The 17,804-nt window shown below is 62.6% G+C and carries 17 protein-coding genes; 11 read left to right on the top strand and 6 right to left on the bottom strand.

Features of this window, described 5'->3' with window-relative positions:
* Positions 1-21 precede the first annotated feature (21 nt).
* The 3 genes from J2X43_RS23505 to J2X43_RS23495 are packed head-to-tail and all read right to left on the bottom strand — an operon-like array spanning position 22 to position 3,231.
* Positions 22-1,089 (bottom strand): HlyD family secretion protein, encoded by a 1,068-nt coding sequence (locus J2X43_RS23505; RefSeq protein WP_310298028.1) that lies wholly within the window; start codon positions 1,087-1,089, stop codon positions 22-24.
* Between the two features lie 17 nt (positions 1,090-1,106).
* Positions 1,107-2,777, bottom strand: coding sequence for an MFS transporter (locus tag J2X43_RS23500; RefSeq protein ID WP_310298025.1), 1,671 nt, complete (start codon positions 2,775-2,777; stop codon positions 1,107-1,109).
* Between the two features lie 10 nt (positions 2,778-2,787).
* Positions 2,788-3,231 carry a MarR family transcriptional regulator gene (locus J2X43_RS23495; RefSeq protein WP_310298022.1) on the bottom strand — a complete coding sequence of 148 codons (444 nt, stop codon included), beginning with the start codon at positions 3,229-3,231 and terminating at the stop codon, positions 2,788-2,790.
* 323 nt (positions 3,232-3,554) lie between these two features.
* On the opposite strand from J2X43_RS23495, the gene J2X43_RS23490 reads away from it, so the two are divergent.
* Together J2X43_RS23490 and alr are read left to right on the top strand one after the other, a co-directional pair.
* Positions 3,555-5,051, top strand: coding sequence for a replicative DNA helicase (locus J2X43_RS23490; RefSeq protein ID WP_310298694.1), 1,497 nt, complete (start codon positions 3,555-3,557; stop codon positions 5,049-5,051).
* A gap of 100 nt (positions 5,052-5,151) precedes the next feature.
* Positions 5,152-6,315: an alanine racemase gene (gene alr, locus J2X43_RS23485; protein WP_405049637.1), complete on the top strand. Its 1,164-nt coding sequence runs from the start codon at positions 5,152-5,154 to the stop codon at positions 6,313-6,315.
* A gap of 6 nt (positions 6,316-6,321) precedes the next feature.
* Here alr and J2X43_RS23480 read toward each other — a convergent pair whose 3' ends face one another.
* The gene (locus J2X43_RS23480) at positions 6,322-6,957 is read right to left on the bottom strand and encodes a LysE family translocator (RefSeq protein WP_310298016.1); all 636 of its coding nucleotides are present in this window, start codon (positions 6,955-6,957) and stop codon (positions 6,322-6,324) included.
* Between the two features lie 179 nt (positions 6,958-7,136).
* A complete protein-coding gene (locus J2X43_RS23475; protein WP_310298014.1) occupies positions 7,137-7,826 on the bottom strand; it encodes a PDZ domain-containing protein in 690 nt (229 codons plus the stop codon).
* A gap of 241 nt (positions 7,827-8,067) precedes the next feature.
* Between J2X43_RS23475 and radA the strand changes: the two genes are divergently transcribed.
* From radA to J2X43_RS23455, 4 genes are all read left to right on the top strand, one after another.
* On the top strand, positions 8,068-9,471 hold the full coding sequence (radA, locus tag J2X43_RS23470; RefSeq protein ID WP_112390849.1) for a DNA repair protein RadA: 1,404 nt from the start codon (positions 8,068-8,070) through the stop codon (positions 9,469-9,471).
* 94 nt (positions 9,472-9,565) lie between these two features.
* The gene (locus tag J2X43_RS23465) at positions 9,566-10,195 is read left to right on the top strand and encodes a CvpA family protein (RefSeq protein ID WP_112390848.1); all 630 of its coding nucleotides are present in this window, start codon (positions 9,566-9,568) and stop codon (positions 10,193-10,195) included.
* 173 nt (positions 10,196-10,368) lie between these two features.
* On the top strand, positions 10,369-11,859 hold the full coding sequence (gene purF / locus J2X43_RS23460) for an amidophosphoribosyltransferase (protein ID WP_112537536.1): 1,491 nt from the start codon (positions 10,369-10,371) through the stop codon (positions 11,857-11,859).
* A 78-nt stretch (positions 11,860-11,937) separates the two neighbouring features.
* Entirely contained in the window at positions 11,938-12,678 is a 741-nt protein-coding gene (locus J2X43_RS23455) for an SDR family NAD(P)-dependent oxidoreductase (protein WP_112517085.1), read from the top strand.
* Position 12,679: 1 nt separating this feature from the next.
* On the opposite strand, the gene J2X43_RS23450 is transcribed toward J2X43_RS23455, so the two are convergent.
* Entirely contained in the window at positions 12,680-13,414 is a 735-nt protein-coding gene (locus J2X43_RS23450) for a GH25 family lysozyme (RefSeq protein WP_405049636.1), read from the bottom strand.
* A 338-nt stretch (positions 13,415-13,752) separates the two neighbouring features.
* Here J2X43_RS23450 and cysS point away from each other — a divergent pair, with 338 nt between their 5' ends.
* The 5 genes from cysS (at position 13,753) to pip (ending at position 17,725) form a co-directional block, all read left to right on the top strand.
* Entirely contained in the window at positions 13,753-15,129 is a 1,377-nt protein-coding gene (cysS, locus tag J2X43_RS23445; RefSeq protein WP_310298007.1) for a cysteine--tRNA ligase, read from the top strand.
* A 205-nt stretch (positions 15,130-15,334) separates the two neighbouring features.
* The gene (locus tag J2X43_RS23440; protein WP_310298005.1) at positions 15,335-15,811 is read left to right on the top strand and encodes a GFA family protein; all 477 of its coding nucleotides are present in this window, start codon (positions 15,335-15,337) and stop codon (positions 15,809-15,811) included.
* Positions 15,808-16,296, top strand: coding sequence for a GFA family protein (locus tag J2X43_RS23435; protein ID WP_310298002.1), 489 nt, complete (start codon positions 15,808-15,810; stop codon positions 16,294-16,296). The genes J2X43_RS23440 and J2X43_RS23435 overlap by 4 nt, the downstream gene beginning before the upstream one ends.
* Positions 16,293-16,769: a GFA family protein gene (locus J2X43_RS23430; protein WP_112390841.1), complete on the top strand. Its 477-nt coding sequence runs from the start codon at positions 16,293-16,295 to the stop codon at positions 16,767-16,769. Before J2X43_RS23435 ends, J2X43_RS23430 begins: the two co-directional genes overlap by 4 nt.
* Positions 16,766-17,725, top strand: coding sequence for a prolyl aminopeptidase (gene pip, locus J2X43_RS23425; RefSeq protein ID WP_310297996.1), 960 nt, complete (start codon positions 16,766-16,768; stop codon positions 17,723-17,725). Before J2X43_RS23430 ends, pip begins: the two co-directional genes overlap by 4 nt.
* Positions 17,726-17,804: the final 79 nt, after the last annotated feature.

Below are 17,804 nucleotides of genomic sequence, written 5' to 3'. Positions count from 1 at the left end.
GCCTTGCGCCGGGCTTTTTCGTTACTCGTTCTCCGCAACGCTCTTCAGCGGTGCCGCGCTCTTGTCGATGCGCACCTCCACCGAGAGGCCGGGCGCCAGATCCTTTGCCAGCTCCTGGCCGGGCTCGATGCTGATGCGGACGCCGACGCGCTGGGCAACCTTGGTGAAATTGCCGGTGGCGTTGTCCGGCTTGATGACGGCGAATTCGGAACCGGCTGCCGGCGAGAAGCGCTCGACGCGGCCGGTCAGGGGGTGATGGCCGAGTGCATCAACCGAGACGGATACCGGCTGGCCGACCTGCATGCCATCGAGCTGGGTTTCCTTGAAATTGGCGATCACCCAGACATCTTCGGGGACAACCGCCATCAGCTGCGTGCCTGACGTCACGTACTGGCCGATACGCACGCCGATCTCTCCGAGATGGCCGTCTCGCGGCGCAACGATCGACGTGTTCTGCAGGTCGATCTCGGCGAGCTGGACCGCCGCCTCAGCGCCTGCGACATTGGCTTCCAGAGACGCGCGGTTGACGATGATCGTCGCCAGGCTCTGCCTGGAGACTTCGAGGGCCGCCTGCGCCTGATTGAGCGCAGCCTTCGCCTGATCGAGGGTTGCCTGGGCGGCTTCGGATTCGCTGGCCGAGGCGATGCCGCGATTGCTGAGATTGTCGACGCGATCCCAGGCGAGCTGAGCGCGTTTCAGCGCCGCGTTGGCGCTGTCGATCTGCGCCTGGCTGGAGGCAATCGTCGCCTGCGCGGAGAGTTCCTGCTGATGCGAATTGGCGAGCGAGGCCTTCTGGCCGTCGAGTGCGGCGCGCGACTGGGCCAGCTTCTGCGCATAGATGCGGTCGTCGATCTTGGCGAGGACCTGCCCCTGCTTGACGTGCTCGTAGTCTTTGACCGGGACGTCGACGACGTAGCCGCTGACCTGCGGGCTCATCAGCGTGACGTAGCCGCGGACGTAGGCGTTGTCTGTCGTCTCCACCGAGGTGACGAAGGGCGGCAGGCGCCAGGCATAGAGTACCAGCAGAATACCGGCGGCGCCGGCGATCAGCACGATTAGCGAGGTGGGCGAGCGGAGGGACTTGAACATGCGGACGGGCCTCTGGCTCAGGATTGCGCAAGGGCTGCCTCCGGCCCGTTCTGCCAGAGCCGGCGCTTCCATGCGAGATGAAGAAGAAGGACGACGAGACCTGCCAGGCAGGACAGGAAGATCATGTAGAAGGCGTCGTTATAGGCAAGCACATAGGCTTCCCTGGTTACCTGCTGGCCGAGCAGTGAGAGGCCCTCGGCATTCAGCAGCGTCTTGTCGGTGATGACCTTGCCGTAGGCCGCCGAAAGCTGTGATACCCGCTGGGCGACGATCGGATCGGTGAGCAGAATATGCTCGACGAGAACGTTGGAATGAAACTTCTCGCGGATGACCACGAAGGTGCCGAGCACCGATGAAGCAAAGAGCGAGCCGATCGACTGGGTGAACAGGAAGATCACCAGGAAGTTGACGATATAGGGCATGCCCTTGGCGAGCACGGCGGCAAAGCCCTTGGACATCACCGGCGGCAGGAACATCGCGGCACCGGCAGCGACCATCGCCTGGCTCAGATACATTTCCGGCGGGCGTGTCAGGCTGGTCGACTGACTGTCGATATAGGCACCAGCAGCGATCAGGATCAGCGCCAGCACATGGGCGGTCTCGACATAGCGCGTCACCATCAGATAGGCGCAGAAGAGCCCGCCTGCGAGCGACGACAAGAGGATGATCCCGTAGAGGTGGATCGTCTGGTCGTTGAGCAGGCCGAGCTGCTGATAGAAATTCGCCGCCGTCGTCGATTGCTCCGACGAGACGAAGCGGAAGAGCAGCAACAAGCCGGCCATACGCAGGTTCGGGCCCGACAGAACCCAACGCAGATCGATCATCGGATTGGCGCGCGGCAGCTCGATCAGGAACATCAGCGTCAGGGCGCCGATCGAGACAGCGAGCACGACGCCGAGCCAGGGCACTTCGAACCACCAGTAGAGCCGCCCGAGCGTCAGCACGACGGCGAGGCAGCCGAAGCTGACGGCGAGCAGCAGATAGCTCAGGATGTCGAGCCGCTGAATAACATTGGCGCGCGGCGGCGCCGTCAGCGGCAGCAGGTAGATGACCGGCAGCGCAATCAGCGCCAATCCCATCTCGAAGGTGTAGAGCGCGCTGTAGCCGCCGAGATCGAGCAGCGAGGGAGAGATGATGCGGGCTATCGGCGCAGCAAACAGCGTGTTCATCAAGGCAAGGCTAAGCCCCACCGAAAGCTTCTTCTCCGGCGGGAAGGCTTCCAGCATGTAGAGGAAGCCGAGCGTCGAGAGCGGAGCGGCCGCCATGCCGCTGATAGCGCGCACGACGATTGCCGAATGCAGATCGGTGATCAGCAGGTTCATCATCGAGGCGAAGAGGAAGCAGATAATGCTGAATTCCGCGAAGCGGCGAAGGCCATATTGCGTGCGGATCTTGAAGAGCGCGATGGCGAGGCTGGCATAGGGCGCCATATAGGCGGCGGAAAGCCAGGACACTTCGATCGTGGTCGCCGAGAACGAGCCCTGCAGCTGATAGATATTGGCCGTCAGCAGGTTCATCCCCAACCCCTGGGTCAGGAAGAACAGCACCGAAGAGGCCATGTAGAGCGGCACCTTCCAGCGGGCCAGCGGCGCCGGCAGAACAGGCGCTGCGGGCGGCGGCATAACGGCCTCTTCCTCGCCCTTGCGGGCAGGCCCGGCATTGTCATTGGCTGTCTCGGCGAGGCTCATGCGAGCATCCTCATTGCCCGCGAACGGCCGCCAGGTTTGCCTGCATCGCGCGGATAACATTCAAGGTAGTCCGGAGATCGTTTTCGGGAATACCGGAGATGATCTGGCCGCGAATATCCTCGGCCAGCGCCTCGACTTCGCCGGCAACCACCCGCCCGGAATCCGTCATGTAGATTTCCTTGGCGCGCCGATCCGAGCCGGCGACGCGGCGCTCGACATAGCCCTGCCCTTCCATCGCATCGAGAATGCGCACCAGCGTCGGGGTCTCCAGCTCCAGCCGGTCGGCGAGCTCGCGCTGGTTGATGCCGTCCTTCTTGTTGAGATTGAAGAACACCCGGGCGCGCGGCAGCGTCATGTTGCGCTCCCTCACCCTGGCGTCGAAAGTCGCTCTCAGCTTGCGGGTGAAGGCCGCGATGTCTTCAATCAATTCACGGCCAAGCAACTTATTCGCCATAGATTCCAGTCCATTTTTGTTAGTGCACTAATTATATTACTACTATCTAAATCAAAGTTTGTATTTTTTCAAGTGCTAACTTCAGGTGCTTGCGGGTAAAATGACCGCTATGGAATCGGCGCCTGAGTCGCAGCCTTCCTGCCGTGTCCCCAGGGTGACACGATAGCATATTTTGTCCACAGGCCCGAAGCCGCTGTGGACAAGTCGAACAACGTGCAAAGCGCAATGGATTTTGACGACCGGCAGGCGCTGTTGCAGCCATGCACTTGCATTTGCGGGTGGCTGTCTTCAAATCCGGGATAGAAACGACAGAACGGATGACGATGAACGACGCAGCGCGAAAGATTGCAGCCGTTGCTCCTGCCGAGCAGCATTACCGCGAAGCCCCCAACAATATCGAGGCGGAGCAGGCGCTTCTGGGGGCGATCCTGATGAACAACGACGCCTATTACCGGGTGTCCGACTTCCTCAAGCCGATCCATCTCTACGAGCCGCTCCACCGCAAGATCTTCGAGGTCGCGGGCGACATCATCCGCATGGGCAAGATCGCAAACCCGGTGACGATCAAGACCTTCCTGAAGGCCGACGAGAAGGTCGGCGACATGACGGTCTCCGAGTATCTCGCCCGCCTCGCCCGCGAAGCCGTCACCATCATCAATGCCGAAGACTACGGCCGCGCCATCTACGACCTGGCGCTGCGCCGCGCGCTGATCACCATCGGCGAGGATGTCGTCAACATCGCCTATGACGCGCCGCTCGACATGCCGCCGCAGGCGCAGATCGAAGATACCGAGCGCCGCCTGTTCGAGCTGGCCGAAAACGGCCGCTACGACGGCGGCTTCCAGTCGTTCAACGATGCCGTGGCGCTGGCGATCGACATGGCGGCCGTTGCCAAGGAGCGCGATGGCGGCCTCTCCGGCATCTCCACCGGCATTCATTCGCTCGACGGCAAGATGGGCGGGTTGCAGCGCTCGGACTTGATCGTGCTCGCCGGACGTCCGGGCATGGGCAAGACCTCGCTTGCCACCAACATCGCCTATAACATCGCCGCCGCCTATGAAGGCGAAATCCAGGCGGACGGCAGCTACAAGGCGAAGAATGGCGGCGTCGTCGGTTTCTACTCGCTCGAAATGTCTTCCGAACAGCTGGCCACCCGTATCATCTCCGAGCAGACGGAAGTCTCCTCCTCGAAGATCCGCCGCGGCGACATCAACGACGCCGATTTCGAAAAGCTCGTCGCCTGCTCGATGATGATGCAGAAGGTGCCGCTTTATATCGACCAGACCGGTGGTATCTCGATCGCCCAGCTATCGGCGCGCGCCCGCCGCCTGAAGCGCCAGCGCGGCCTCGATTGCCTCGTGGTGGACTATATTCAGCTGATGACCGGCTCCGGCAAATCGGGCGAAAACCGCGTTCAGGAAATCACCCAGATCACCACGGGCCTCAAGGCGCTCGGCAAAGAACTCAACGTGCCGATCGTGGCGCTGTCGCAGCTGTCGCGTCAGGTCGAAAGCCGCGACGACAAACGCCCGCAGCTCTCCGACCTGCGTGAATCGGGCTCGATCGAGCAGGACGCGGACGTCGTGCTCTTCGTGTTCCGCGAGGAATATTACGTCAAGAACCTCGAGCCCCGCGATCCCGCCGATCCGAAATATGCGGAATGGGAAGCGCTGTTCGACAAGGTCAAGGGCACCGCCGACGTCATCATCGCCAAGCAGCGCCACGGACCGACCGGCACCGTCAAGCTCGCCTTCCAGTCGGAGTTCACCCGCTTCGCCGACCTCGCCGAGCCGTCGTTCACGCAATACGAAGAACATTGAGGACTGGTTGCTGCAATGCAGCGCCGGGCTTCCCCTCTGACATCATGCGCTTTAGACTGGCCGGAGACTCCTCTCCGGCCTTTCTTTTTTGATGTGTGCGATGACCGATATTTCCGATGCCTTTGAAGACGATCATTTTGAATCCGCCGGTCTGCGGCTGACCGTGGATCTCTCTGCGCTTGCGCAGAACTGGCAGGACATGGCGCGGCGCTCGGGCAAGGCGCGGGCATCGGCTGTCGTCAAGGCGGACGCGTATGGCATGGGGATCGAGGATGCCGGTGAGACGCTTTACATGGCCGGCGCGCGCGACTTCTTCGTGGCGACCGTCGATGAGGGGGTGACGCTCAGGCTTTATGCGCCGGAGGCCCGCATCTTCGTGCTCTCGGGCATCTGGCCGGGCACCGAGCGGCGCTTCTTCGAGAATGATCTGGTGCCCGTGATCTCCTCCGAGGAGCAGCTTGCCTTCTGGATGGCGGTGCTGTCGGAATACGGCGACTATCCCTGCGCCCTGCATGTCGATACCGGCTTCAACCGGCTTGGGCTGCATATCGACGAGGCCCTGGCGCTGGCCGACGACGTATCGCGTCCGGCAAGCTTTGCGCCTGTCCTGGTCATGAGCCATCTTGCCTGCGGCGACGATCAGCTTTCGCCGATGAACAAGCAGCAGCTTGAATCATTCCGCAAGGTTACCGCCGCCTATGAAGGTATCGATTCAAGCCTGGCGGCTTCCGCCGGCATCTTCCTCGGCGACAACTACCACTTCGACCTGACCCGCCCCGGCATCGCGCTTTATGGCGGCGAGGCGGTCAACGGCATGGCAAACCCGATGCGTCCGGTCGCCACCGCCGAAGCGCGGGTGATCCAGGTGCGCACCGTGCGCGCCGGAGAGAGCGTCAGCTACGGGCGGGCGTTGAAACTCACCCGCGACAGCCGGCTGGCGATCGTCGCCGCCGGTTATGCGGATGGCTACATGCGCAGCCAGTCGAGCGGCGGCGTGCCGCTGCGCAATGCGCTACCGCAGGGCGGCCAGGGCTTCTTCGAAGGATACACGGTGCCCGTTGCCGGGCGGATCACCATGGACCTGACGATCTTCGACGTCACCGACCTGCCCGACAATCTGATCCGCGCCGGAGACTATATCGAGCTGTTCGGCAAGAATATTCCCGTCGATGACGCGGCGCGTGCCGCCGGCACGATCGGCTACGAAATGCTGACCAGCGTCGGCCTGCGCCATGAGCGGAAATACATCGCCGACGAGGAATAGACGAGTTTAGCGGGTGGTGAGTGCCAGGCGGACGCCGAGCGCCACCAGCAGCGCGCCGAGCCCGCGATCGAGCCACAGGCCGATCTTGCGATTGCCCTTGACGAGTTCGGCGAGCTTTCCGCCTGCAAGGATCAGCGGCGGCTCGATGAGCATCGCCACCGCGATGATCAGGACGCCATGGACGGCAAGCTGCAGCCAGACCGGGCCCGCCCCTTCGACGACGAATTGCGGCAGGAAGGCGAGGAAGAAGATCGCCACTTTCGGATTGAGCAGCGAGACCAGCACGCCCTGACGGTAGATCCGGCGCCAGCTCATCGTTTCCGCCGCCGCCTTGATGAAGCCCCCCTCGCCGCCCGACCGCAGAGCCTGAATGCCGAGCCAGACCAGATAGCCGGCGCCGACCCACTTGACCGCCGAAAAAGCAAAAGCCGATGCGGCCAGCACCGCCGACAGGCCGAAGGCGGCAAACAGCACATGCATGAAGGCACCGCTCCAGACGCCGAAGACGGCCGAAAAACCGGCGCGCGTGCCGCTCTTGATCGTATGGCCGAGGATGAAGGCCATATCAGGCCCTGGCGACAGGTTCAAAAGAACGGCGGCTGTCAGGAAAGTAATCCAATGGGCGAGCGAATAATCGAGCATGAGCAATGTTCCATAAAATGAGCATTGCAACCTGCCACCGCGGCCGATGATAGGAAAATCATTAGTTTTGATTGGTGTCGCCAGCCTTTATCGAAGGAGCGCCGGTTGACGGCGGAGACGGCGGCGGCGGGAAATAGGTGGCCGCGCTCTCGTGCGGCCACCCCGAGTTCAGTTCTGGATTATTCTTCGTCGGAGCCGCCGTCTCCGTCGTCACCGTCTCCGTCATCGGCACTATCGTCGCTGTCGTCGGCTTCATCTGCGCTGGACTCTTCGTCCGTGGCAGATTCCTCCTGCGTCATCGCTTCCTCGACAACGCTCTCCTCACTCTCGTAGGAGGACTCGATGGTCTCCGATTCTTCGGAAACATATTCCGAATAGGAGAAGGACGCATCGGAAGTGTCGCTTTCCCAGCTCGAAACCTCGGTCAGCGATACGGCCTCGCTGTAGGACTCCATCGTGATGACAGCGGCAACCGCGACCACCGCGCCATCGCGCTCCAGCGAAAGCGCAACATCCGAATGGCCTGCCTTCAGATCGCGGCGAACCGCGACATCGACATCAACGGGTTTATGAACCTTATGGCCATGAACCTCGGAAAGAACGTCGCCCGGCTTGATCCCCTGCTTGTCGGCAATGCCACCCGGCTTTACGGATAGTACCAGAACGCCATGCTCTCCCTTGGCGAGCTTGAACTTCTTGACGACGGCCTTGTTGACCGGCAGCAGAAGCGCATCAAGCGCCTTGGAGATCGAGGGTTTCGGCAATCCGTCTGCAGGGGGCGTTGCAGCGGCTGCGGGATATATTGCGAGCGGCGAAGCGATGTTCGCGGCAATGACAAGCGCGCGAACAGCAAGGTATGATTTTCTCAAGTCAATCTCCACCATTGACACGAGCCGGCCGATGCCGGACTCCGCGTGCTATAAATGGCCCTCTCGCCTTAAGAATTCGCCAATAGATCAGCAGATCATTAAACTAAATGCGCGTGTGGTGCTGCGGCGGCATGCTTATCCCCTGTTGCGCTGGGGAGCGAACGGACCGACATATGGATGAAAGAGCGAATCATCCGCTACCGGATGACGGCGCCAACTCCAGAATTGAAAGTCCAACCTGATGGCGAAGGCCAGAACTCAATTCACCTGCCAGAACTGCGGCACGGTCCACAACCGCTGGGCCGGAAAGTGCGAAGGCTGCGGCGAGTGGAACACCATCGTCGAGGAAGATCCGATGGGTGGCATCGGCGGCGGACCGGCGAAGACGCCGAAGAAGGGCCGTCCCGTTGCCCTCACCGCGCTTTCGGGCGAGATCGAGGAAGCGCCGCGCATCCATACCGGCATCTCCGAACTCGACCGGGCGCTCGGCGGTGGCTTCGTGCGCGGCTCGGCCGTACTGGTCGGCGGCGACCCTGGTATCGGCAAGTCGACGCTGCTGATGCAGGCGGCGGCGGCATTGTCGCGCCGTGGACACAAGATCATCTATGTCTCGGGCGAAGAGGCCGTCGCCCAGGTGCGCCTGCGCGCCCAGCGGCTGAATGCGGCCGATACCGCCGTGATGCTGGCTGCCGAAACCAATGTCGAGGACATCCTCGCGACGCTCGCCGAGGGCAAGCGCCCCGATCTGGTGATCATCGATTCCATCCAGACGCTGTGGAGCGACCTGGCGGAATCGGCGCCGGGCACCGTGACCCAGGTCAGAACCGGCGTGCAGGCGATGATCCGTTTCGCCAAGCAGACGGGCGCTGCCATGGTACTCGTCGGCCACGTCACCAAGGACGGCCAGATCGCCGGACCGCGCGTCGTCGAACACATGGTCGATGCCGTCCTCTATTTCGAGGGCGATCGCGGCCACCACTACCGCATTTTGCGCACGGTCAAGAACCGCTTCGGACCGACCGACGAGATCGGCGTCTTCGAAATGTCCGACAAGGGCCTGCGCGAGGTTGCCAATCCTTCCGAGCTGTTCCTCGGCGAACGCAACGAGAAATCTCCGGGTGCGGCGGTGTTTGCCGGCATGGAAGGCACGCGGCCGATCCTCGTCGAGGTACAGGCACTGGTGGCGCCGACATCGCTCGGTACGCCGCGCCGCGCCATCGTCGGGTGGGATTCGGCAAGGCTTTCGATGATCCTGGCGGTGCTCGAAGCCCATTGCGGCGTGAAGCTCGGCCAGCACGACGTCTATCTGAACATCGCCGGCGGCTACCGGATCTCCGAGCCCGCAGCCGATCTCGCGGTCGCATCGGCCCTTGTTTCCTCGCTTGCCGGTATTGCTCTCCCGGCAGATTGCGTCTATTTCGGCGAAGTCAGTCTGTCGGGGGCCGTCCGACCGGTTGCGCACACCGCCCAGCGCCTCAAAGAAGCCGAGAAGCTGGGATTTTCTGCAGCGCTGCTTCCAACAGCGACCGCCGATCTGCCGAAGGGCACGGGCGGACGCTGGAACGAGATAGAGAGCCTGCCGGACCTGGTCGCGCGCATCGCCGGATCGAAGGGTGCGCTACGACGTGTGGAAGACGACGGTTGATCCTTTCATTGCCGCAAACGGTAGTGATATAGGATGCACACGAATGAGGCGCGGCCCGCTTGCGGAAACGTAAGGGCCCTGGAGTTGAATTTATATGCCCATTACGATTTTCGACGGTATTGTCATCGGCGTCGTACTCTTCTCCGCCGTATTGGCGATGGTCCGCGGTTTTTCCCGCGAGGTCCTGTCGATCGCAAGCTGGGGTGGCTCGGCTGCCGCAGCCTACTACCTCTACCACTACCTGGTGCCCTACGCGAAGAAGTACACCGATGACGACCGCATCGCGATCGTCGGCTCTGCCGCGGTCGTGTTCCTGATCGCGCTCATCGTCATCTCCTTCATCACCATGAAGATTGCCGATTTCATCATCGACAGCCGTATCGGCGCGCTTGACCGTACTTTGGGCTTCCTCTTCGGTGCTGCACGCGGCATACTGCTGCTCGTCGTTGCCGTCGCCTTCTGGAACTGGCTTGTCGATGCCGATCACCGTCCGGGCTGGGTCAACAACGCCAAGTCCAAGCCGTTCCTCGACTCGATGGTCGTGAAGCTGCAATCGGTCCTGCCGGAAGAATTCGCCCAAATGGTGCGCACGAGCGTGATGGACAAGGTTCTTCCGCCGAGCGAAAATACGGGCAACGCCAATGCACCGGCCGCCGATCAGGCGCCGGCGGACGATGCAGCACCGGCCGCACCCGCAGCCCCTGCGCAACCGCAGTCGAATTGACACAGTGTTCAACAGCTTGACCTGCGCAATGGCAATTGCCATTTGAGCGGGACGTACAGTAAAGGTCCGGCCGGGCAACCGCTCTGCCGGGCCTCAGCCGTTTAAAACGCATGATCACGGCGTCATGCTATGGAAAAGCCGATCCATTCTTGTGAGAGCAAAGGCCCGCATCGATGAACCAGTCCTATTCCCTGACGCTCAATGACGAACTCGACGGGGATACGCTCCACGAAGAGTGCGGCGTCTTCGGTATTCTCGGCCATCCCGATGCGGCAACGCTGACGGCGCTCGGGCTTCACGCCCTCCAGCACCGCGGACAGGAAGCCGCCGGTATCGTCTCCTTCGACGGACTGCGCTTCCATTCGGAACGGCATATGGGTCTGGTCGGCGACCACTACACCAATCCGACAACGCTGGCCCGCCTGCCCGGCAACATCTCGATCGGTCACAACCGCTATTCGACCACGGGCGAAGTGGCGCTGCGCAACGTGCAGCCGCTGTTTGCCGAACTCGAAGTCGGCGGCATCGCTATTGCCCATAACGGCAACTTCACCAACGGCCTGACCCTTCGCCGCCAGCTGATCGCCGGTGGCGCCATTTTCCAGGCGACGTCCGATACCGAAGTCGTTCTCCACCTCATCGCCCGCTCGCGCTACACCTCGACTGCCGACCGCTTCATCGACGCCATCCGCCAGATGGAAGGCGGCTATTCGATGTTGGCGATCACCCGCACCAAGCTGATCGCCGCCCGCGACCCCACCGGCATCCGCCCGCTGGTGATGGGCGAACTCGACGGCAAGCCGATCTTCGCGTCCGAAACCTGTGCGCTGGATATCATCGGCGCAAAGTTCATCCGCGACGTCGAGAATGGCGAAGTCATCATCTGTGAGATCCAGCCGGATGGCTCGATCACCATCGACGCCCGCAAGGCCGGCAACGGTCAGCCGGAGCGCCTCTGCCTGTTCGAATATGTCTATTTCGCCCGTCCGGATTCGGTCGTCAGCGGCCGCAGCGTCTATGTTGCCCGCAAGAACATGGGCATCAACCTCGCCAAGGAAGCGCCCGTCGAAGCCGACGTCGTCGTTCCCGTTCCCGACGGCGGCACGCCGGCGGCACTCGGCTATGCGCAGGAGAGCGGTATTCCCTTCGAATACGGCATCATCCGCAACCATTATGTCGGCCGCACCTTCATCGAGCCGACGCAGCAAATCCGCGCCTTCGGCGTCAAGCTGAAGCATTCCGCCAACCGGGCGATGATCGAAGGCAAGCGCGTCGTGCTCGTCGACGACTCGGTCGTGCGTGGCACCACATCGCTGAAGATCGTGCAGATGATCCGCGATGCCGGCGCCAAGGAAGTGCATCTGCGCGTCGCCAGCCCGATGATTTACTACCCCGACTTCTATGGCATCGACACGCCGGATCGCGACAAGCTGCTCGCCAACCAGTACGAGAGCCTGGAAGCGATGTGCAAATATATCGGCGCCGACTCGCTTGAATTCTTGTCGATCAACGGCCTCTACCGCGCCGTCGGCGGCGAAGACCGCAACAACGCCCGCCCGCAGTTCACCGACCACTATTTCACCGGCGACTACCCGACCCGCCTGCTCGACAAGGATGGCGAGACTGTAGGCCGCAAGGTCTCGCTGCTGGCGACCAACGGCTGACTGTATCGGCTTTGACATTTTATCGAGGGGCGCTTATTGCGCCCCTTGTTTTTCCTGTGACGCAGAGACCGGGGCACAATGACTATCAACCTTGAAGGCAAGATCGCACTCGTAACAGGCGCTTCGCGCGGCATCGGCTACTTCACCGCGCTCGAACTCGCCAAGGCCGGCGCGCATGTGATTGCCTGCGCCCGCACCGTCGGCGGACTCGAGGATCTCGACGATGCGATCAAGGCCGCGGGCGGCAGCGCCACGCTGGTGCCGTTCGACCTTGCCGACATGGACGCCATCGACCGTCTCGGCGGCTCGATCTTCGAACGCTGGGGCAAGCTCGACATTCTCGTCGCCAATGCCGGCGTGCTCGGCGTCATCTCGCCGATCGGCCATGTCGAGGCGAAGACCTTTGAGAAGGTGATGAATATCAATGTCAACGCCACCTGGCGGCTGATCCGCTCCGTCGATCCGCTGCTGACGCGCGCCGAAGCCGGCCGCGCCGTCATCCTGTCCTCGGCCGCCGCCCACAAGTGTCGCCCGTTCTGGGGCCCGTACTCCGCCTCCAAGGCTGCCGTCGAAGCACTGGCCCGCACCTGGGCCGGTGAAAGCCAGTCGACGCCGCTGCGCATCACCAGCGTCGATCCGGGCGCCACCCGCACCGCCATGCGCGCCCAGGCCGTTCCCGGCGAAGACCCGGCTAGCCTGCCGCATCCGTCGGAAGTCGCCAAGGCGATCCTGCCGCTCACCGGCCCCGATGTGACCGAAACCGGCAAGCTGTTCATCGTCCGCGAAAACAAGCTGGTCGATTACCACCTGCCGTCGTGAGCTAGCCCGACGGCCCGGAAAAATACGGCGCCAGCCCGCTCTCCGGGCATAGCGCGTTGAGATCGACCGCGCCCTTGATGCCTTCCACCGTCCCATCATCGGCGAATTGCCAGAGCGACCAGCGGCTGCAATCCGGCCGGTGTGCGATGCTGCGGATCCAGAGGTCGTGTGGCGGAAAGCGGTTTTCGTTGCCGGCGAAATATTGCTCGAAGAAACTTTCGTTCATGTAGAACAGCGGCCGGCCGGGATAGCGGGTGCCGAGGCGCGTGTAGAAGGCCGATAGCTCGGCGCTGAGTTCGTCCAGCGTCGGCACCTTGCCGCAATTGCCGGTGAATTCGAGGTCGAGCGCCAGCGGCAGGGCATCAGCATCGGCGGGGATGGTGGCGAGCACGTTATCCGCCTGCTCTGCGCCCGGGCGGCAGAAGGTGAAGAAGTGATAGGCGCCGCGGATGATGCCGGCGTCTTTGGCCGCCCGCCAATTGTCTGCGAATTTCCGGTCGCGATGATCCCCGCCTTCGGTCGCTTTCATGATGACGAAGCGGATGTTGGGCTGACCCTTCAGCCTAGCCCAGTCGATGTCGCCCTGATGGTGGCTGATATCGATGCCCTGGATCGGATAGTCGGCAAGTGATGGCGGCGAGAATGGCGTCATGGCCCGATCGTATGCCAGATAGGCGCCGGCGGCGACAGCCGTCAGGATGATGGCGGTGATGACCAGACGGAAGGTGCGGCGCACGGGATTGATCTCATCTGTTTCAGTTGCGGTGATAGCATGGAATGAGCGCGCTTTGACGCCCGGCCCTTCGCTTTCGCTTCGGGCGTTCGGCCCTGCAATCGATTCACGGGATCGATCGCAGCGGCTTTGCCGAACCGGCCTCACCCCCACTTGACCAATGCCCGTTCCCGCGCCATAAAACGCGCCATGAAAACGGTTATCTGCATTAACTGCCGGAAGATTATTCGCTAGCGCGCTCGCTGGCCTGGCCGTTTTCGTCTCCCAAATACGCAAAGAGATAAACGCCCCGGCCCGCCGGTGGTGGCATTTTTCGGAACATTGCATTGGGAGAACAAGACATGGCCGGTCAGGCTGAACTTCGACTGTACAACACGCTGACGCGCGAAAAGACGGTGTTTGCGCCGATCGATCGCGACAATGTCCGCATGTATGTCTGCGGTCCGACCGTCTATGATTTCGCTCATATCGGCAATGCCCGCCCGGTCATCGTCTTCGACGTGCTGTTCCGGCTGTTGCGGCATGTCTACGGCGCCGAAAAGGTCGTCTATGCGCGCAATATCACCGACGTCGATGACAAGATCAACGCGCGGGCGCTGCGCGACTATCCGGGCCTGCCCCTGAACGAGGCGATCCGCCGGGTCACCGAAAAGACCGAGACGCAGTTTCTCGACGACGCCAGGGCGCTCGGCTGCCTGGAGCCGACGCATCAGCCGCGGGCGACCGAGAATATCGGCGGTATGATCGAGATCATCGAGAAACTGCTGGCCAATGGCCACGCCTATCAGGCCGAGGGCGAAGTGCTGTTCGATACCCGCTCGATGGCCGATTACGGCCAGCTCTCGAAGCGCAATCTCGACGAACAGCAGGCCGGTGCGCGCATCGCCGTCGATGCCCACAAGAAGAACCCCGGCGATTTCGTGCTCTGGAAGCTTTCTTCCGAGAGCGAACCCGGCTGGGAAAGCCCCTGGGGCCGCGGCCGTCCCGGCTGGCATATCGAATGCTCGGCGATGAGCCAGCGCTATGTCGGCGAAGTCTTCGACATTCACGGCGGCGGTCTGGACCTGATCTTCCCGCACCATGAAAACGAGATCGCCCAGTCGCGCTGCGCCCACGGCACCGAGGTGATGGCGAATGTCTGGATGCATAACGGCTTCCTGCAGGTCGAAGGCCGCAAGATGTCGAAATCCGAAGGCAATTTCGTCACCATCTACGAGCTGCTGCACACGGAGACATTCGGCGGCCGGAAGTGGCCGGGCGCGGTCCTGCGCCTGGCAATGCTGATGACGCATTATCGCGAGCCGATCGATTTCTCGATCAAGCGGCTCGAGGAAGCGGAGCGTCTGCTGGCAAAGTGGTCGGCGGTTGATGCCGGCGATGCCGAGCCGGATGCGGCGGTGCTAGCAGCGCTTGCGGATGACCTGAACACGGTGGCCGCCGTGCAGGCGCTGCATGCACTGGCACAGGGCGGCGATCCCTCGGTGTTTGCGGCCAGTGCGGCGTTGCTCGGCGTTTTGCCGGAGAAGACCGAGGTGGACGAGGCCGTCGCCCTCGATATCGACCGGCGTGTCGCGGCGCGGCTTGAGCTGTTGAAGGCGAAGAATTTCGCCGAGGCGGACAAGCTGCGTGACGAACTGCTGGCCGAGGGCGTGCAGCTGAAGGACGGCAAGGATGCGGCGAGCGGCGAGCGGGTCACGACCTGGGAGTTGAAGCGGTGAGATCATTGGTCTTGGCCAAATCCCCTCCCCAGCCCCTCCCCACAAGAGGGAGGGGCTTAGCGCTCGCCTCGCCTGGTTCTCACCTTTCAAATTGCGCCGATGCAATGACGATGTCTGCAAGCGGTGCCACAAGTAAGCCCTCCCCCTTGTGGGGAGGGTCGGGAGGGGTCTTTTTTCAGGACCTGGGATCGCGGAGGACGATGCAATGACAGTCTACACCGGCGGATGCCAGTGCGGTGCCGTTCGCTTCCGGGTGGAAGGCGAGCTGACGCATTCGTCGATCTGTCATTGCCGCATGTGCCAGAAGGCTTCGGGCGGCTATTATGCGCCGCTGGTCTCGGCCCGTGGCGCCGAGCTCACCTGGACGCGCGGGGAGCGCAAGCGCTTTAAGTCTTCCAACTTCGCCTGGCGCGGCTTCTGCGGCGATTGCGGTACGCCGCTAACCTATGAGGCGCCGGACGGTCTGGCGATTGCCGCCGGGGCCTTCGACACGCCGGCCGCGCTGCCGCCGACCATTCAGTACGGCATTGAAGCCAGGCTTCCCTTTACCGACAGGCTGCATGACCTGCCGGGCATCCGCACCGAAGACGATCTCGAGGCGGCGGAGTTCATCAACGAGATCGTCTCCTACCAGCACCCGGATCACGACACCTCCGTGTGGCCGCCGGAGGACAGGTCGTGAATGGAACGCGGGACAAGAGCGGTGGCTGCCAGTGCGGCGCGGTGCGCTACCGCACTACCGGCGAGCTCGGCTATCCGCATGTCTGCCATTGCCGCATGTGCCAGAAGGCAGCCGGAAACTATTCGCTGCCGCTCGCCGGTGTCATGCGTTCTGATTTCGACATCACGCGCGGTGAACCGAAATGGTTTCATTCATCCGATCTCGTGCGCCGCGGCTTTTGCGGCGAGTGCGGTACGCCGCTGTTCTACGATGTTCCGGGCGCAGAGTTCATCAACCTTACACTCGGCTCACTCGACGATCCGCAATCCGTCAAGCCGGTCGCGCAGTCGAACATGGCGAGCAAGATGCGCTGGTCGCATGAGCTTGACGCCCTGCCCGTCGAGCCGGAACCCGAAAGCAGCGAGCGCGAAGACGCGATCGCATCCAGCAATCACCAGCATCCCGACCACGACACCGATCATTGGCCCCCTGGAGAATCAAGATGAGTGAACCCATTCGAACGGGCGGCTGCCAGTGCGGCGCGATCCGTTTCCGCATCTCCGGCAAGCTCGGCCGCCCGTCGATCTGCCATTGCCGGATGTGCCAGAAGCAGTTCGGCGGCTTCTTCTCGGCGCTGGTGACGGCGCCCGAGGACGGCATCGAATGGACGCGCGGCGAGATCAGCTATTTCCAGTCGTCGATCAATATCGAGCGCGGCTTCTGCAGCGATTGCGGCACGCCGATGACCTACCGGCATCCGGGCGGTCTGGAGCTGGCGATCGGCAGTTTCGACGAGCGGGACGATCTGCAGCCGCAGGTCCAGGTGAACCACGACGCCCGGCTTCCCTGGATCGAGAAAATCTTCGATGCGTCGGTTCACACGGATCCGGATTTCTACGCGCGGCAGGAGGCGATCATCTCCTTCCAGCATCCCGATCACGATACCGAAAACTGGCCGGCGAAAGGCTTCAAGGCATGACCGAAATGTTGCGGACGCTCTATCCTGAAATCGAGGCCTATGCGTCGGGCCACCTCGATGTCGGTGACGGCCACAAGATCTACTGGGAGCGCTCTGGCACGCCGGGCGCCAAGCCGGCGGTGTTCCTGCATGGCGGCCCGGGCGGCGGCTTCTCGCCGGTGCATCGCCGCCTCTTCGATCCCAAGCTCTACGATGTGACGCTGTTCGACCAGCGCGGCTGCGGCAAGTCCACGCCGCATGCGAACCTCGAAGCCAACACCACATGGGATCTCGTCGCCGATATCGAACGGCTGCGCGAGATGGCCGGCGTCGAAAAATGGCAGGTCTTCGGCGGCTCCTGGGGCTCGACGCTGGCGCTTGCCTATGCCGAAAAGCACCCGGAGCGGGTCTCGGAGCTCATCGTGCGCGGCATCTACACGCTGACCAGGGCCGAGCTCGACTGGTATTATCAGTTCGGCGTCTCCGAGATGTTCCCGGACAAGTGGGAGCGCTTCATCGCCCCGATCCCGCCGGAAGAGCGCCACGAGATGATGCAGGCCTATAACCGCCGTCTGACCGGTTCGGACCGGGCGGTGGCGCTCGAGGCGGCGCATGCCTGGAGCATCTGGGAGGGCGAGACGATTACCCTGCTGCCGGAGAAATCGACCAGCGGCAAGTTCGAGGAGGCCGAGTTCGCCTATGCCTTCGCCCGCATCGAGAACCATTTCTTCGTCAATGCCGGCTGGATGGACGAAGGGCAGCTGCTGCGTGACGCGCACAAGCTGAAGGACATCCCGGGCGTCATCGTCCATGGCCGTTACGACATGCCCTGCCCGGCCAAATATGCCTGGCAGCTGCACAAGGCCTGGCCGAAGGCAGAGTTTCATCTGGTCGAGGGCGCGGGGCATGCGTTTTCGGAGCCGGGGATTCTCGATCAGCTGATCCGGGCGACGGACAGGTTTGCGGGGAAGGCCTGAGGTGGCCATCCTCGTCCTTCGAGGCCCTTCGGGCACCTCAGGATGAGGATGGAGGGAGCGTGACGCCAGGGAATGAGAG

Origin of the sequence: Rhizobium sp. BE258, assembly GCF_031457345.1 — a bacterium.
Classification (GTDB): Bacteria; Pseudomonadota; Alphaproteobacteria; order Rhizobiales; family Rhizobiaceae; genus Rhizobium.
Note: the sequence above shows the minus strand (reverse complement) of the source record. Positions and strands in the feature narration are given on the sequence as shown.

Coding starts and splice junctions, on each gene's coding strand:
- J2X43_RS23505 (WP_310298028.1), bottom strand. CDS start 1,089: ATGTTCAAGTCCCTCCGCTCGCCCACCTCGCTAATCGTGCTGATCGCC.
- J2X43_RS23500 (WP_310298025.1), bottom strand. CDS start 2,777: ATGAGCCTCGCCGAGACAGCCAATGACAATGCCGGGCCTGCCCGCAAG.
- J2X43_RS23495 (WP_310298022.1), bottom strand. CDS start 3,231: ATGGCGAATAAGTTGCTTGGCCGTGAATTGATTGAAGACATCGCGGCC.
- J2X43_RS23490 (WP_310298694.1), top strand. CDS start 3,555: ATGAACGACGCAGCGCGAAAGATTGCAGCCGTTGCTCCTGCCGAGCAG.
- alr (WP_405049637.1), top strand. CDS start 5,152: ATGACCGATATTTCCGATGCCTTTGAAGACGATCATTTTGAATCCGCC.
- J2X43_RS23480 (WP_310298016.1), bottom strand. CDS start 6,957: ATGCTCGATTATTCGCTCGCCCATTGGATTACTTTCCTGACAGCCGCC.
- radA (WP_112390849.1), top strand. CDS start 8,068: ATGGCGAAGGCCAGAACTCAATTCACCTGCCAGAACTGCGGCACGGTC.
- J2X43_RS23465 (WP_112390848.1), top strand. CDS start 9,566: ATGCCCATTACGATTTTCGACGGTATTGTCATCGGCGTCGTACTCTTC.
- purF (WP_112537536.1), top strand. CDS start 10,369: ATGAACCAGTCCTATTCCCTGACGCTCAATGACGAACTCGACGGGGAT.
- J2X43_RS23455 (WP_112517085.1), top strand. CDS start 11,938: ATGACTATCAACCTTGAAGGCAAGATCGCACTCGTAACAGGCGCTTCG.
- cysS (WP_310298007.1), top strand. CDS start 13,753: ATGGCCGGTCAGGCTGAACTTCGACTGTACAACACGCTGACGCGCGAA.
- J2X43_RS23440 (WP_310298005.1), top strand. CDS start 15,335: ATGACAGTCTACACCGGCGGATGCCAGTGCGGTGCCGTTCGCTTCCGG.
- J2X43_RS23430 (WP_112390841.1), top strand. CDS start 16,293: ATGAGTGAACCCATTCGAACGGGCGGCTGCCAGTGCGGCGCGATCCGT.
- pip (WP_310297996.1), top strand. CDS start 16,766: ATGACCGAAATGTTGCGGACGCTCTATCCTGAAATCGAGGCCTATGCG.